We start from the raw sequence: 14,598 nt of genomic DNA, 5'->3' as shown, positions 1-14,598 counted from the left end.
GGGAGTCGTTATGGTTGACCGGCACGACTACGTCGCCCTCGAATGGGTCAAGGGCGAGATCGCCGACACCCTGAAACAGGCCCGTGCGGCGCTGGACGCCTACACCGACGACTCCAGCGATGCGGCCCTCGCGCAGTGCCTTGCGGGCATTCACCAGGTCCACGGTGCCCTGCAGATGGTCGAGTTCTACGGCGCGGCACTGCTCGCCGAAGAAATGGAACACCTGGCCCAGGCCCTGCAAGCGGGGCGGGTCAGCCAGCGCGAAGAGGGCATTCGTTTGCTGCAACAGGCCCTCGGGCAGCTGCCGCTGTACCTGGACCGTGTGCACAGTGCGCGGCGCGACCTGCCGCTGGTGGTGTTGCCGCTGCTCAATGACCTGCGCAGCGTGCACGGCAAAAGCCTGCTCTCGGAAACCAGCCTGTTCAGCCCGCAACTGCTGGTGATCGCGCCGTTGCCCGAGGATGCCCTGGCCCAGCGTGCGCCGGCCGATTTTGCCGAGCAACTGCAGCAGTGGCGGCAAATGCTGCAACAAGGGCTGGCCGGGCTACTGCGTGAGGACCACGGCCCCAGCAACCTGGAAGACATGGCGCGGGTCTTTGCCCAACTCGAAGCGCTGTGCCACGGCGCGCCGTTGCTGGCGTTGTGGCAAGTCACCTCGGCCTTGGCCGAAGGCATGCTCACCGGCGTTATCGCCAATAGCCCGGCGTTGCGCAGCCTGCTCAAGAGCTGCGACAAGGTACTCAAGCGCCTGCAGATCCAGGGCATCGAAGGGATCAACACCCCGGCGCCGGATCAACTGCTCAAGAGCCTGCTGTTTTACATCGCCAAAGTCACCCGGCCGACGCCGCGCATGCAAAGCCTCAAGGAACGCTACGGCCTGGATGAAGCCTTGCCCGACAGCACCGTGGTCGATGCCGAGCGCGCGCGCCTGGCCGGCCCGGACCGCAACGCCATGGGCTCGGTGCTCGGCGCGCTGTGTGAAGAGTTGGTGCGGGTCAAGGAACGCCTGGACCTGTTTGTGCGCAGCGACCGCCAGCACATCTCTGCCCTGGACAGCCTGCTGGCGCCGTTGCGCCAGATCGCCGATACCCTGGCGGTATTGGGGTTTGGCCAGCCGCGCAAAGTGATCATCGACCAGCTGGCGGTGGTCCAGGGCCTGGCCCAGGGGCAGCGCGAACCCAATGATGCGGTGCTCATGGATGTGGCCGGGGCGTTGCTCTATGTCGAAGCGACCCTGGCCGGGATGGTGGGCACCGTCGAACCGCAAAACCGTGAAGACAGCCGCCTGCCCACCACCGACCTGACCCAGATCCACCAGTTGGTGATCAAGGAGTCATGCCAGTGCCTCAAGCAGGCGCGGGAGTTGGTCATCGACTGCCTGGAGGCGCAGTGGGATACGCAGCGCCTGGAATCCCTGCCGCAACTGCTGACCCAGGTGCGCGGTGCCCTGGCGATGATCCCGCTGCCGCGCGCGGCGGGCCTGGTGCGTGGCTTCAAGATTTACGTCGATGAACAGTGGATGGGCCATGACACGGCGCCGCCGGCGGCGCAGCTTGAACATTGCGCCGATGTGCTCACCAGCCTGGAACACTACCTGGAGCGCATGCTGCAGGACCCGGATGCCCCGGGCGAGCGGGTGCTGGACATCGCCTTTGAAGGGCTCGCGGCCCTAGGTTACGCACCAGTGCCAGCGCAGCAAGCCTGGCGCCAGGAACGCTCGGCACCACACGATGAGTTGCCGGCCGATTCCCAGACACTGGCGCAGGCCCTGGCCAGCCCGACCCCACGTCTCAACCCGCCGGCCCTGCAGCGTCCGGGCAGCCTGCTGCCGCCGCCGGCCGACGAAGAGTCGGTGGATGATGAACTGCGCGAAGTGTTCCTTGAAGAAACCGCCGAAGTGCTGGAAGTGCTGCAGCGCCTTATACCCCAAGGCGCCGTCAGCCTCGAAGACAAGACCGCCCTGAGCGACATGCGCCGCGCCTTCCATACCCTCAAGGGCAGCGGGCGCATGGTGCGTGCCCTGGTGTTGGCGGAACTGGCGTGGGCCGTGGAAAACCTGCTTAACCGCGTGCTGGAGCGGGTGGTCGCGCCGGGCGCCGAAGTCCAGGCCGTATTGGATGATGTATTGCTGCTGCTGCCGGCATTGATTGCCGAGTTCGCCGCCGATGCCCAGCGCCAGCGCGATGATGTCGACCTGCTTGCCGCACGCGCCCATGCCCTGGCCAGTGGCGCGCCGTTACCGCCTGCCGTGGAGCCTGAGGACAGCACGCTCGACCCGCTGCTGCTGGAGATCTTCCGCAACGAAGCGTTGAGCCACCTGGACAGCCTCAATCGGTTTTTGCACCAGGCCACCGAACAGATGCCGCTGCACGTCAGCGATGAACTGCAACGTGCTTTGCATACCCTCAAGGGCAGCGCCTACATGGCGGGCGTCCTGCCCATCGCCGAGCTGGCGCGGCCGTTGGACCATCTGACCCGTGAGTACAAGGCCCATCGCCTGGCGCTGGACCTGGATGAAATCGACCTGCTGCTGGAGGGTGAAGCCCTGTTCCAGCGCGGCTTGCGCCAGTTGGACAGTGATCCCCTGGCACCCATCGACGGCGCGCAGTCGTTGATCGAGCGCACCCAAGCGCGTCTCGACAGCCAGCTTGAAGCCTTCCTCAACGCCCCGAGCGAGGGCCTGCGGGTCAAGCGCGACCCACAGTTGATCAGCAATTTCCTGGCCCAGGGCATGGACATCCTGCTGGACGCCGAAAGCCTGCTGCGGCGCTGGCAGCAACACCCTGGCGAGCGCCAGGAACTCAGCGCATTGCTGGACGAGTTGACCACCCTGGGCGAGGGCGCGCACCTGGCCGACCTGCACCCGATGGATGAGCTGTGCGAAGCGTTGCTCGACCTGTATGGGGCGGTGGAAGAGAGCAGCCTGGCAGTCAGCGAGCGGTTTTTCCATGAGGCCGAACTGGCCCATGAAGCCCTGATCAACATGCTCGACCAACTGGCCGCCGGCCAGGAAGTCAGCCCGGCGCCGGCGCGTATGAAAGCCTTGCGCGAGCTGCTCGATGAAGGGCTCGACCCCAGCGCCACCGGCCTGATCAAAAGTGATGGCAGTCGCGCCCTGAGCATTGCCGAACTGGGCGCGGCCACCACACAGTTGCAACAGGACTGGGCGGTGGACGATGAGATCGTCGAGATCTTCCTTGAGGAAGCGGTCGATATCCTCGACAGCGCCGGGCAGTCCCTCAAACGCTGGTTGCTGGACCCCGACGGCGTGGCACCGCTGTCCTCCCTGCAGCGTGACCTGCACACCCTGCGCGGCGGCGCGCGCATGGCCGAAATCGGCCCGGTGGGCGATCTGGCCCAGGAACTGGAAAGCCTTTACGAAGGCCTGGTGGACCGGCGCTACAGCTACTCTGCTGAAATGGCCCAAGTGTTGATGGACAGCCATGAACACCTGGCCTTGCAACTGGAGCAGTTGCAAGAGCAGCAACCGTTGAGTGACTCCAGCGCCTTGATCAACCGTTTGCGCGATGTGCGCCAGAACGCGGCGCCAGTAACTGTGCCCGTAGCGCCTGAGGCGCAGGGTGCAGGCAGCGATCCCGAACTGCTGGATATCTTCCTCGAAGAAGCGGCCGATATCCTCGACAGCTCCGGCGCGGCGCTGTTGCGTTGGCAGGCCGAGCCGCAGAACCGCCAGGAGGTCGAGACCTTGCTGCGCGACCTGCATACCCTCAAGGGCGGGGCGCGTATGGTCGAAATTGCGCCCATCGGCGACCTGGCCCACGAACTGGAGTTTCTCTACGAAGGCCTTTCGGCGGGGCTGCTGGCGCCCACGGCCGAGCTGTTTGCATTGTTGCAAGGCTGCCACGACCGCCTGGCACAGATGGTCGAGGCGGTGGCGGCGGGGTTGCCGGTCGGCTCCGTAGAGCGTCTGATCGACCGCATCAAGAGCCTGGTCCAGCCCACCGAAACCCAGGCTGCCCCGGTCGCGATGCCCGCCGGCAAACCCGAAGCGCCAGCGGCCAGCGAGCCGGGCGCGGACATGGTGAAAATATCCGCCGAGCTACTGGATGACCTGGTCAACCTCGCCGGTGAAACCTCGATTTTCCGTGGGCGTATCGAGCAGCAGGTCAACGACGCCCGCAGCGCCCTCACCGAGGTGCAAACCACCATCGAGCGCATGCGCGACCAACTGCGTCGCCTCGAAACCGAGACCCAGGGGCGGATCGTCAGCCGCCAGCACGCCGAAACCGAGCGCCTGGGCTACGAAGAATTCGACCCCCTGGAAATGGATCGCCATTCCCAGTTGCAACAGTTGTCCCGCGCGTTGTCCGAGTCGGCCTCGGACTTGCTGGACCTCAAGGAAACCCTCGACCAGCGTAACCAGGACGCGCAGAACCTGTTGCAGCAACAGGCGCGCATCAACACCGAGTTGCAAGAAGGCCTGATGCGCACGCGCATGGTGCCGTTCGAACGCATGCTGCCGCGCCTCAAGCGCATCGTGCGGCAGGTGGCCGGTGAGCTGGGCAAGGATGTGGAATTCGTCGTCGGCAATGCCGAGGGCGAGATGGACCGCAACGTGCTGGAGCGCATGGCCGCGCCCCTGGAGCATATGCTGCGCAACGCCGTCGACCATGGCCTGGAGTCGCGGGATGCACGGCTGTTGGCGGGTAAGCCGGAGAAGGGCCGGATCACCCTGGACCTGAGCCACGAAGGCGGCGACATCATCTTCGATATGCGCGACGACGGCGCCGGCGTGCCACTGGATGCAGTGCGGCGCAAGGCGATCAAGCGCGGCCTGCTGGACCCGGAAATGGAGATCAGCGACCGCGACGTGTTGCAGTTCATCTTGCAGCCGGGGTTCTCCACCGCCGAAAAAATCACCCAGATTTCCGGGCGTGGCGTGGGCATGGACGTGGTGCACGAAGAAGTGCGCCAACTGGGCGGCAGCATGTTCATTGACTCTACGCCGGGCGTGGGCGTGCATTTTCGTATTCGCCTGCCGTTTACCGTGTCGGTCAACCGGGCGTTGATGGTGCAGTGTGCGGAGGACCAGTACGCGATTCCGCTGAACACCATCCAGGGCCTGGTGCGCGTATTGCCCAATGAGCTGGAGGGGCACTACCAACTGGATCCGCCGGTGTATGAATACGCGGGCCAGCGCTACGAGCTGTATTACCTGGGCGAGTTGCTGCACACCGTGGCCCGGCCCAAGCTGCTGGGGCAAAACCAGCCGCTGCCGGTGCTGCTGATGCAATGCAACGAGCGGCACATTGCGGTGCAGGTGGACGACATGGCCGGCACCCGCGAAATCGTGGTCAAGGGCCTGGGCCCGCAGTTTGCGGCGGTGCAAGGGCTGTCCGGGGCGACCATTCTTGGCGATGGCCGGGTGGTGTTGATCATCGACCTGCTGGCGCATATCCGCGCCCTGGCCCCGGCCTTGCCGGCCCAGGCGGCGGACAGCGTGCTGGCGGTCAACGAGCCGCAGAAAAAACAGCGCTTGCTGGTGCTGGTGGTGGACGACTCGGTGACCGTGCGCAAAGTCACCAGCCGCCTGCTGGAGCGCAATGGCATGAACGTGCTGACCGCCAAGGACGGCATCGACGCCATCGCCTTGCTCGAGGAACACACCCCGGACCTGATGTTGCTGGATATCGAAATGCCGCGCATGGATGGTTTTGAAGTGGCGATCCAGGTGCGCAACGACCCGCGGCTCAAGCGCCTGCCGATCATCATGATCACCTCCCGCACCGGCCAGAAACACCGCGACCGGGCCATGGCGATCGGCGTCAACGACTACCTCGGCAAGCCCTATCAAGAGTCGGTGTTGCTCGAAAGCATCGCCTACTGGAGCCCGAAACATGCTTGACCACCGCACCAGTCAACTCACCGGCTTACTGCTGCCCCTGGCCGACCGCCACCTGTTGCTACCCAACGTCGCGGTGGCCGAGCTGATCGACTTCCAGCGCGGCGAACCGGCCAGCGACGCACCACCGTGGTACCTGCGACAAGTGACCTGGCGCGACCAGCACCTGCCGCTGATCAGCTTTGAAGCGGCCTGCGGTGGCACCAGTATTGTCAGCGAGCGCGCGCGGATCGTCGTGCTCAACGCCCTGGGCGGGCGGCCCACATTGAAGTTCATTGCCCTGGTGATCCAGGGCATTCCCCGTTCCTACAAGCTCGACAGCCAGTTGAGCTACGTGGACGTGCCTCTATCGCCCCTGGAACTGGCGGCGGTACAGGTCGGCGAGCATGTGGCGAAAGTGCCGGACCTGATGGGGCTGGAAGCGCTGCTGGTCGAGGCTGGCCTGGCCTGAACACCCGTTCTCAGCACCTCTGAAGATCCAGTGTGGGAGCTGGCTTGTGTGGGAGCTGGCTTGCCTGCGATAGCATCCCCTCGGTTTAACTGACACACCGAAGCGTCTGCATCGCAGGCAAGCCAGCTCCCACATTGGATTGTGCTTGGCGCCTAGCCCTACTCAATCTGCGCAAAACGCTCAATCACCGGTTGTTCACGGTGCTCCGCTTGCCAAAGATCATAGGTGCTTTGCATCGACAGCCATAACCGCGCTTTGCTGATGCCTGCCCGCTCCAGCCTCACGGCAAGGTCCGGGCTGACTGGCGCGTGACCATGCAGGATCCTGGAGAATGTTTCCCTGGCAAAGCCGAGCCGCCGGGCCATTTCGGTAATGGTGATACCCAGGCTGGGCATCACATCTTCAAGCAGGATTTCGCCGGGATGTGGTGGGTTGTGCATACCCATGTGCGTGCCCCTGTTCAGTGGTAGTCAAGGTAATCAACCAGTTCGACGTGATCATCCAGCATACGAAAAATGATGCGCCAGTTACCGCTGATGCTGACGGAACAGTAGTCGAGCAGATCGCCTTTGAGACGATGAAAGCGCCATCCTGGGAGATTCAATTCGTTCGGGTGTCCTGCGCTATCCAGAATCAGCAGCACACGACGCAAGCGTTTCGCATGACCCGCGTTGATACCTTTGGTTGATCCTGTTTCATAAAAATGCTGGAGCCCCTTGTGTTTCCAGCTGACGATCATGGATGGATTGTGATGTGATACATCACGCTCTGCAATGGCCTTGTATCGGGTTTCAGGGTCAGATTCATGATGTTCTGCTGGTGAGATGATTCAAATCCCAAAGGCTAGTGAGGCGACATCCGAGCAACAACCCTAAAAGGTTGTAGGAATGATTGATGGGGATGCAGTCTTCAGATTTTTCCCGCGAAATTTTCGCGCCATCCCACAAATGATCGAGCGGGGCCAACTGCTGATCGAGCACGCGCTGGAGCAGATATCGCCGGCGGCCGCTGCGTAAAACTTGATCAGTCCCAAAAAGGGACCTAACGTTCCCTTTTTGGGACTCTTTGGTCGTCGCCATGCAAACCCTGCCCCTCAGCACAGCCCTGTTTACCGTGACCCAGCAAAAAGTCCTGGGCCTGCTTTTTGGCAAACCTGAACAGAGCTTTTTCACCAATGAAATAGCCCGCTGGGCCCAAGTGGGCAAGGGCAGCCTGACCCGTGAGCTGGAGCGCCTGCAACGGGCGGGTGTCTTGAGCATGAGCCGTCAGGGCAACTCGACAGTACACAAGCGTTGTTGAGTAATGTGGATGCGCAGCTCAAATGCTTTCTCGGATAAAGCCCCACGCAAACCCGCCGATAACCCGAGGAGTCTTTCGGTGGAAGCAACAACACAATGTGGCTATTTGACGTATTTGTCCGGTTGTACAACTCCAGCCCGTTTAATGGTGCCTTGCTGTTGTGGGTCGTGGTGTTGGCGCTCACTGCCAGCGTGACGATGAATTTCCCGACCCGGCGCGGCAAGCTCGCAGGCTTCGTGATCTCGTCGGTGGGCGCGGTGTTTATCTTGGGGTATCTGGAAACCCTCAGTGACGAATACAAAGAACCCAAGGTCGTTGTGATCAATCTGGTGGTCATGAGCCTGGGCGGCTTGGGCTCGGGCCTGCTGGCGGTGGCTATCTCGCGACGGCCGAGCAAGGCCGACATTCAACAGACCCGCACCTTCATCCATGGCTGGGGCCTGAGGATCTTTGAATACCTGTTGGTGTTTATCCTCATGTGCTCACTCGCCTTGTCTGCGCTCTGCCTGCTCTTTTGGTTCTTCGGTTGGCCTGTGGTGACGGGGCATGCAGTGTCGGGTTTGTTGCTGGTGTTCCTGGTCGCGGCGATGGGTTGCGCGTTCATTTCCTACCTGCGTCGGTCAATGAAGTGGGAGCAGTGGGGCGTGGGCCTGTTGTTTGGGCTATTGCTGTTTCTGCTGCCGGTGTATGTGCAGGCGATTGCCGGGCTGGTGAGCTGGAGCCCTGCAGCGGTGCTGGGGTTTCATACCGTGGCAGGCATCGCCATGGGCTGGACCGTATGGCGCCAGCGTATGGAATGGCTGTAGGAGGTAGGAGCGAGCTTGCTCGCGAAGGACGCATAGGCGCCGCGCGTTACCTGATAGCACTGCGTTATCGTTGACGTTTTTCGCGAGCAAGCTCGCTCCCACAGAGCGGATCGTTACTCCAGCCGTAACGGTTCGCCGCCGAGCTTGATTGATACCCCCCCGATTCACTCCTATGGTGAGCCCCACGACAGCGAACCCGTGGAGCGATCATGACAACAACAATAACCCCCGACTCGCGCTGGACGCGGCGACGCGATGAGAAACAGCGGCGCCTGGCGCGGGTGGCATCCCTGGCCGATGGTGTGGTGTTACCCACCGAACGCATTGTCGAGGCCCTGCAAGCCCTGATCCTGCCCGGCGACCGTGTGGTGCTGGAAGGCAATAACCAGAAGCAGGCCGACTTTCTCTCGCGCTCCCTGGCCAAGGCCGACCCGGCCGTGCTCCATGACTTGCACATGATCATGCCCAGCGTCGGGCGCTCCGAGCACTTGGACCTGTTTGAAAAGGGCATCGCGCGCAAGCTCGACTTTTCCTTCGCCGGCACCCAATCCCTGCGCATCAGCCAGTTGCTCGAAGACGGCCTGCTGGAAGTCGGCGCGATCCACACCTACATCGAATTGTATGCACGGCTGGTTGTCGACCTGATCCCCAACGTGGTGCTGTCCGCCGGCTTTATGGCCGACCGCGCCGGAAACATCTACACCGGCCCCAGCACCGAAGACACCCCGGCGCTGATCGAACCGGCGGCCTTCAGCGATGGCATCGTCATCGTCCAGGTCAACCAGTTGGTGGACGACGTCAGCGACTTGCCCCGCGTAGACATCCCGGCCAGTTGGGTGGATTTTGTAGTGGTGGCCGACAAGCCCTTCTACATCGAACCGCTGTTCACCCGCGACCCCCGGCATATCAAACCGGTGCATGTGTTGATGGCGATGATGGCGATCCGTGGCATCTACGAAAAACACAACGTGCAGTCGCTGAACCATGGCATTGGTTTCAACACCGCCGCCATCGAACTGATCCTGCCGACCTACGGCGAGTCCCTGGGCCTCAAAGGCAAGATCTGCCGCAACTGGACCCTCAACCCGCACCCGACGCTGATTCCCGCCATCGAAAGCGGCTGGGTCGAGAGCGTGCATTGCTTCGGTACCGAGTTGGGCATGGAACACTACATCGCCGCCCGCCCGGATGTGTTCTTCACCGGCCGCGACGGCTCATTGCGCTCCAACCGGATGTTCTGCCAATTGGCTGGCCAATACGCGGTGGACCTGTTTATCGGCGCCACCTTGCAGGTCGATGGCGACGGTCATTCCTCCACCGTGACCCGCGGCCGGCTGGCCGGGTTCGGTGGCGCGCCGAACATGGGCCACGACCCGCGCGGGCGCCGTCACGGCACCCCGGCCTGGCTCGATATGCGCCACGACGATGCCCCCGAAGCCCTGCTGGAACGCGGCAAAAAACTCGTCGTGCAAATGGTCGAGACCTTCCAGGAGGGCGGCAAACCGACCTTCGTCGAAACCCTGGATGCGGTGGAAGTGGCGCGCAAAAGCGGCATGCCCCTGGCGCCGATCATGATCTACGGCGACGACGTGACCCACCTGCTCACCGAAGAAGGCATCGCCTACCTGTACAAGGCGCGCTCCCTGGAAGAACGCCAGGCGATGATCGCGGCGGTGGCCGGGGTGACCGCCATCGGCCTGCGCCACAACCCCAAGGACACCGCGCGCATGCGCCGCGAGGGCCTGATCGCCTTGCCCGAAGACCTCGGCATCCGCCGCACCGACGCCACCCGCGAACTGCTGGCGGCCAAAAGCGTGGCCGACCTGGTGGACTGGTCCGGTGGCCTGTACAACCCGCCCGCCAAGTTCAGGAGCTGGTAAATGCACGCACTCAAACTGCACACACTGACCCTGGCCGAGCAACTGGCGGACCTGGCGGTCGACGCGCTGATCGACGAAGCGGACCTGTCGCCCAAGCCGGCGTTGGTGGACCGGCGCGGCAACGGCGCTCACAACGATCTGCACCTGGGCCTGATGCATGCCTCGGCGCTGTCCCTGTGGCCGGCGTTCAAGGAAATGGCCGAGGCGGCGATCGAGTTAGGTGAAGTCGGCCTGCCACTGCGCGAAGCCCTGGGCCGTATCGGGCGCGAGGGTGAGCAAGCGATGCTGATCACCACCCAAGGCGTGAACACCCATCGCGGCGCGATCTGGGCCCTCGGCCTGCTGGTGGCTGCCACCGCGCTGGATCCCACCTCCCGCAACGCCAGTGCCGTGAGCCTGCGCGCCGCGCGCCTGGCCTTGCTCAACGACCGCTATGCGCCGCAACCGTTGAGCCATGGCGTACAAGTCGCGCAGCGCTACGGTGTGCACGGTGCCCGCGAAGAAGCGCAACTGGGCTTCCCCGCGGTGCTGCAACGGGGCCTGCCGCAACTGCATGCAAGCCGTGCGCAACAACACGGCGAGCAGAACGCACGCCTCGATGCGCTGCTGGCGATCATGACCCAACTGGCCGATACCTGCGTGCTGTACCGCGCCGGCACCGATGGCCTGCAGGCCATGCAACTGGGGGCCCAGGCCGTGCTGGACGCAGGCGGCAGTGCAAGCCTGGCCGGGCGGCGGCGCCTCAATGAATTGGACCAACAACTGCTGGCACTCAATGCCTCCCCCGGTGGCGCCGCCGACCTGTTGGCCGCCTGCCTGTTTATCGACCGCATCGAGTCTTGCGACGGAGCTTTTTGATGGAAACCCTATCCTTTGAATTCCCCGCCGGGCAGCCGCCCAAAGGCCGTGCGCTGGTGGGTTGCGTCGGTTCCGGCGACCTTGAAGTGCTGCTGGAGCCGGGCACGGCGGGCACCTTGAGCATCCAGGTGCAAACCTCGGTCAACGGCGCCGAGCAACGCTGGCAACACCTGTTCCAGCGGCTTTTCCAGGAACAGACACCGCCGGCCTTGAACATTCAGATCCACGATTTTGGCGCCACCCCCGGCGTGGTGCGCTTGCGTCTGGAGCAAGGTTTCGAGGAGCTTGGCCATGACTGACTTACTCAACCGACACAGCTTCGTCGAGCTCGGCGCCCGTCAGCGGGCCAAGGCGTTGCTGGATACCGGCAGCTACCGGGAACTGATCGACCCGTTCCAACGCGTAATGTCGCCGTGGCTGAGCCGCCAGGGTGTGGTCCCGCAGGCCGACGATGGCGTGGTGATCGCCAAGGGCACCCTCGACGGCCTGCCGCTGGTGATCGCCGCCATCGAAGGCAACTTCCAGGGCGGCAGCCTCGGTGAAGTCGGCGGGGCAAAAATCGCCGGGGCCCTGGAACTGGCCGCCGAGGACAACCGCAACGGCGTCCCCACCCGCGCTGTGTTGCTATTGGAAACCGGCGGTGTGCGCTTGCAGGAGGCCAACCTCGGGCTGGCGGCGATTGCCGATATCCACGCCGCAATTGTCGACCTGCGCCAGTACCAGCCAGTGATCGGCGTGGTGGCCGGCAGTGTTGGCTGCTTTGGCGGCATGTCGATTGCCGCAGGCCTGTGCAGTTACCTGCTGGTAACCCGCGAAGCCCGCCTGGGCTTGAACGGCCCGCAAGTGATCGAACAGGAAGCCGGCCTTGAAGAATACGACTCCCGTGACCGGCCCTTCATCTGGAGCCTGACCGGCGGCGAGCAGCGCTTCAACAGCGGCCTGGCCGACCGCTATGTGGCGGACGACGTGGCGCAGATCCGCCAGCAGATCAGTGAACTGTTGCAGCAAGGTTTGCCGGCCTCGCAACGCAGCCGCCAGGCCGACTATTACCTGGCGCGTCTGGCTGCGCTGGACGCCGCACCGCAGATCGAGCCGGCCACGGTTCGTGACCTGTATCAGGGAGAACGCCCATGAGAGGCTTGCAGTGGTTCAACGCATTGAGCGCCGGTGCGGCGCCGGTGGCAGGTCTGCCGGCTTCGTTGAAAGTGGCGGATGGCGTGCTCGGCGAGCAGGCCGTACGGTTTATCGCGGTGGTGCCGGATGCCGCCAACCGCTTCCCAAGGGCGCGTCAGGGTGAGGTGGGTTTGCTGGAAGGCTGGGGTTTGGCCAAGGCGGTGGATGAAGCCATCGCCAGCGGCGATCAACGCCCGATCATTGCCATCGTCGACGTACCGAGCCAGGCCTACGGCCGCCGCGAAGAAGCGTTGGGGATTCATCAAGCCCTGGCGGCGGCGGCGGACAGTTATGCCCGTGCGCGCCTGGCCGGGCACCCGGTGATCGGGTTGCTGGTGGGCAAGGCCATGTCCGGGGCGTTTCTTGCCCATGGCTACCAAGCCAATCGCCTGATTGCCCTGCGCGACCCTGGGGTGATGGTGCACGCCATGGGCAAGGCGTCGGCGGCGCGGGTCACCTTGCGCAGTGTCGAAGAACTGGAAGCCCTGGCCGCCAGCGTGCCGCCCATGGCCTATGACATCGACAGCTATGCCAGCCTCGGTTTGCTCTGGGAAACCCTCACGGTCAACCAGATCGAACACCCCACGGCCGATGACCTGGCGCGGGTCAGCGATTGCCTGCAGCAGGCGATCAAGGACGTACAGAACAGCGGCGTGCGGGATTTGCGCGGGCGCCTGGGCGCCGTCAACCGTGCGGCGTCCAGCCGTGTACGCGAGCTGCTGCGGGAGCAATGGTGAACGCTCACGACTTGCTCTGGGGCATGACCCCGGCGCATCTGCCGGCTGACGCACCGGCCTGGGCACTGGCGGTGATCGGTGCCGGGCAGCCGGTGGTGGTGCGCCGGGCACTGGCCGAACCGGGCTATGTGGCGGTGGGGGTGCGCGGGCGCTTGCGTGAGCAGCGCTTTGGCGCCGTGATGCCGCTTGCAGCCGTGCAGCGGCGGGTGGTGCCCGAGGCGCTGTGCGAAGTGATTTCGCCCCGCGATCTGCCGGCGCTGCGGGCACTCGCGCAACTGCGGCCAGTGCTGGCGAAGGCGGTCTGGGGCATTACGGGCAGCGCGGGTTTCGAGTTGGCCACCGGCATTGAAGCGCTGCATGCCCAGAGCGATCTGGATTTGTTGTTGCGCACTTTCGAGCCTCTTGATCGCGGCGATGCCAAGGATCTGCTGGCGCTGCTGGACACCGCGCCGTGTGCCGTGGATCTGCAACTGCAAACCCCGTATGGCGCGGTGTCCTTGCGCGAATGGGCCGGTCCTTCACAGCGGGTGCTACTGAAAAGCGCCAGCGGCGCGCACCTGGTCAGTGACCCTTGGCAGGCTGTGGTATGAGCAGCCTTTTGGTGTTCCCAGGGCAAGGCGCCCAGCGCCCGGGCATGCTCCAGCAGTTGCCCGCCAGCGTCCTCGACGAAGCCAGCGAGGCCTTGGCGCAAGATGTGCGCCAGCTCGATTCGGCGCAGGCCCTGGCCAGTACCCGCGCCGTGCAACTGTGCTTGCTGATTGCAGGCGTGGCCCACGCTCGTCAGTTGCAGCACACGCCGGACTACGTTGCGGGCCTGTCCATCGGCGCCTACCCGGCGGCGGTGATCGCCGGCGCCCTGGGGTTTGCCGATGCACTGCGCCTGGTCAGCCTGCGCGGTGAGCTGATGCAGCGCGCTTATCCACAGGGCTACGGCATGACCGCGCTGATCGGCCTGGAGTTATCCACCGTCGAAAATGTGCTGGCCGAAGTCCATGGCCCCGATTCACCGGTGTACCTGGCCAATATCAATGCCGACAACCAGTGCGTGATTGCCGGCAGCGATGCAGCCATGCAACGGGTCGCGGATCGCGTCAAAGGCCAGGGCGTGGCCAAGCGCCTGGCCGTCAGCGTGCCGTCCCATTGCGCGCTGCTGGACACGCCTGCGCAAACACTGGCCGAGGCGTTCGCCAAGGTCGCGCTCAAGGCGCCGGCCATCAGCTACCTGAGCAGCACGCGGGCGCGGCCGATTCGTGATCCCGAGCAACTGCGCGACGACCTGGCCTTCAACATGTGCCGCATCGTCGATTGGCGCGGCACCGTGCAAAGCGCCTATGAGCGTGGTGTGCGCCTGCAGATCGAACTGCCACCAGGCGCGGTGCTTACTGGCCTGGCGCGGCGGGTGTTTGAACAGGGCACCGTGATCGCGTTCGAAGGTGCCCGCCTGGACACCTTGCAGGCCCTGTTGGAGCAGGAGGGCCGCCATCACCGATAAAGCATGACCTTGGCTTTCGAAGCACAAAAACAACAATTT

General features: G+C 64.0%; 13 protein-coding genes and 1 pseudogene. 12 read left to right on the top strand and 2 right to left on the bottom strand.

Going from position 1 to position 14,598, the window contains the following annotated elements; all coding sequences use genetic code 11:
• Positions 1-10 precede the first annotated feature (10 nt).
• Together HKK57_RS07280 and HKK57_RS07275 are read left to right on the top strand one after the other, a co-directional pair.
• Entirely contained in the window at positions 11-5,866 is a 5,856-nt protein-coding gene (locus HKK57_RS07280) for a hybrid sensor histidine kinase/response regulator (RefSeq protein WP_169389983.1), read from the top strand.
• Positions 5,859-6,314, top strand: a complete 456-nt coding sequence (locus tag HKK57_RS07275; protein WP_029300444.1) for a chemotaxis protein CheW — start codon at positions 5,859-5,861, stop codon at positions 6,312-6,314. The genes HKK57_RS07280 and HKK57_RS07275 overlap by 8 nt, the downstream gene beginning before the upstream one ends.
• Before the next feature lie 158 nt (positions 6,315-6,472).
• Here the strand turns inward: HKK57_RS07275 and HKK57_RS07270 are convergent, their stop codons facing one another.
• Entirely contained in the window at positions 6,473-6,760 is a 288-nt protein-coding gene (locus HKK57_RS07270) for a HigA family addiction module antitoxin (RefSeq protein ID WP_029300442.1), read from the bottom strand.
• A 14-nt stretch (positions 6,761-6,774) separates the two neighbouring features.
• Positions 6,775-7,053 (bottom strand): type II toxin-antitoxin system RelE/ParE family toxin, encoded by a 279-nt coding sequence (locus HKK57_RS07265; RefSeq protein ID WP_070993970.1) that lies wholly within the window; start codon positions 7,051-7,053, stop codon positions 6,775-6,777.
• Positions 7,054-7,201: 148 nt separating this feature from the next.
• Here HKK57_RS07265 and HKK57_RS27150 point away from each other — a divergent pair, with 148 nt between their 5' ends.
• The 10 genes and pseudogenes from HKK57_RS27150 (at position 7,202) to mdcH (ending at position 14,559) form a co-directional block, all read left to right on the top strand.
• Positions 7,202-7,330 (top strand): hypothetical protein, encoded by a 129-nt coding sequence (locus HKK57_RS27150; protein WP_262382549.1) that lies wholly within the window; start codon positions 7,202-7,204, stop codon positions 7,328-7,330.
• Between the two features lie 61 nt (positions 7,331-7,391).
• A pseudogene (locus HKK57_RS07260) lies at positions 7,392-7,595 on the top strand (transcriptional regulator); the annotation flags it as partial.
• Positions 7,596-7,708: 113 nt separating this feature from the next.
• Entirely contained in the window at positions 7,709-8,419 is a 711-nt protein-coding gene (locus tag HKK57_RS07255; RefSeq protein ID WP_169389982.1) for a hypothetical protein, read from the top strand.
• 209 nt (positions 8,420-8,628) lie between these two features.
• On the top strand, positions 8,629-10,299 hold the full coding sequence (gene mdcA, locus HKK57_RS07250) for a malonate decarboxylase subunit alpha (RefSeq protein WP_029300435.1): 1,671 nt from the start codon (positions 8,629-8,631) through the stop codon (positions 10,297-10,299).
• The gene (locus HKK57_RS07245; RefSeq protein ID WP_070993968.1) at positions 10,300-11,157 is read left to right on the top strand and encodes a triphosphoribosyl-dephospho-CoA synthase; all 858 of its coding nucleotides are present in this window, start codon (positions 10,300-10,302) and stop codon (positions 11,155-11,157) included.
• Positions 11,157-11,456, top strand: a complete 300-nt coding sequence (locus HKK57_RS07240) for a malonate decarboxylase subunit delta (RefSeq protein WP_029300430.1) — start codon at positions 11,157-11,159, stop codon at positions 11,454-11,456. Before HKK57_RS07245 ends, HKK57_RS07240 begins: the two co-directional genes overlap by 1 nt.
• Positions 11,449-12,291 carry a biotin-independent malonate decarboxylase subunit beta gene (locus tag HKK57_RS07235; RefSeq protein ID WP_029300429.1) on the top strand — a complete coding sequence of 281 codons (843 nt, stop codon included), beginning with the start codon at positions 11,449-11,451 and terminating at the stop codon, positions 12,289-12,291. The genes HKK57_RS07240 and HKK57_RS07235 overlap by 8 nt, the downstream gene beginning before the upstream one ends.
• Entirely contained in the window at positions 12,288-13,067 is a 780-nt protein-coding gene (mdcE, locus tag HKK57_RS07230) for a biotin-independent malonate decarboxylase subunit gamma (protein WP_029300427.1), read from the top strand. Before HKK57_RS07235 ends, mdcE begins: the two co-directional genes overlap by 4 nt.
• Positions 13,061-13,657, top strand: coding sequence for a malonate decarboxylase holo-ACP synthase (locus HKK57_RS07225; protein WP_169389981.1), 597 nt, complete (start codon positions 13,061-13,063; stop codon positions 13,655-13,657). Before mdcE ends, HKK57_RS07225 begins: the two co-directional genes overlap by 7 nt.
• Positions 13,654-14,559, top strand: coding sequence for a malonate decarboxylase subunit epsilon (gene mdcH, locus HKK57_RS07220; protein ID WP_169389980.1), 906 nt, complete (start codon positions 13,654-13,656; stop codon positions 14,557-14,559). The genes HKK57_RS07225 and mdcH overlap by 4 nt, the downstream gene beginning before the upstream one ends.
• Positions 14,560-14,598 lie beyond the last annotated feature (39 nt).

Source organism: Pseudomonas sp. ADAK21, assembly GCF_012935735.1.
In the GTDB taxonomy this organism is placed as follows: Bacteria; Pseudomonadota; Gammaproteobacteria; order Pseudomonadales; family Pseudomonadaceae; genus Aquipseudomonas; species Aquipseudomonas proteolytica.
This window is presented reverse-complemented; position numbering and strand designations above follow the sequence as displayed.

Excerpts from the sequence above, each read along its gene's own strand:
- mdcE (WP_029300427.1), top strand. The coding sequence starts at position 12,288 with ATGAGAGGCTTGCAGTGGTTCAACGCATTGAGCGCCGGTGCGGCGCCG.
- HKK57_RS07270 (WP_029300442.1), bottom strand. The coding sequence starts at position 6,760 with ATGGGTATGCACAACCCACCACATCCCGGCGAAATCCTGCTTGAAGAT.
- HKK57_RS07225 (WP_169389981.1), top strand. The coding sequence starts at position 13,061 with ATGGTGAACGCTCACGACTTGCTCTGGGGCATGACCCCGGCGCATCTG.
- mdcA (WP_029300435.1), top strand. The coding sequence starts at position 8,629 with ATGACAACAACAATAACCCCCGACTCGCGCTGGACGCGGCGACGCGAT.
- HKK57_RS07265 (WP_070993970.1), bottom strand. The coding sequence starts at position 7,053 with ATGATCGTCAGCTGGAAACACAAGGGGCTCCAGCATTTTTATGAAACA.
- HKK57_RS07240 (WP_029300430.1), top strand. The coding sequence starts at position 11,157 with ATGGAAACCCTATCCTTTGAATTCCCCGCCGGGCAGCCGCCCAAAGGC.
- HKK57_RS07235 (WP_029300429.1), top strand. The coding sequence starts at position 11,449 with ATGACTGACTTACTCAACCGACACAGCTTCGTCGAGCTCGGCGCCCGT.
- HKK57_RS07280 (WP_169389983.1), top strand. The coding sequence starts at position 11 with ATGGTTGACCGGCACGACTACGTCGCCCTCGAATGGGTCAAGGGCGAG.
- HKK57_RS27150 (WP_262382549.1), top strand. The coding sequence starts at position 7,202 with ATGATTGATGGGGATGCAGTCTTCAGATTTTTCCCGCGAAATTTTCGC.
- HKK57_RS07255 (WP_169389982.1), top strand. The coding sequence starts at position 7,709 with ATGTGGCTATTTGACGTATTTGTCCGGTTGTACAACTCCAGCCCGTTT.
- HKK57_RS07245 (WP_070993968.1), top strand. The coding sequence starts at position 10,300 with ATGCACGCACTCAAACTGCACACACTGACCCTGGCCGAGCAACTGGCG.
- mdcH (WP_169389980.1), top strand. The coding sequence starts at position 13,654 with ATGAGCAGCCTTTTGGTGTTCCCAGGGCAAGGCGCCCAGCGCCCGGGC.
- HKK57_RS07275 (WP_029300444.1), top strand. The coding sequence starts at position 5,859 with ATGCTTGACCACCGCACCAGTCAACTCACCGGCTTACTGCTGCCCCTG.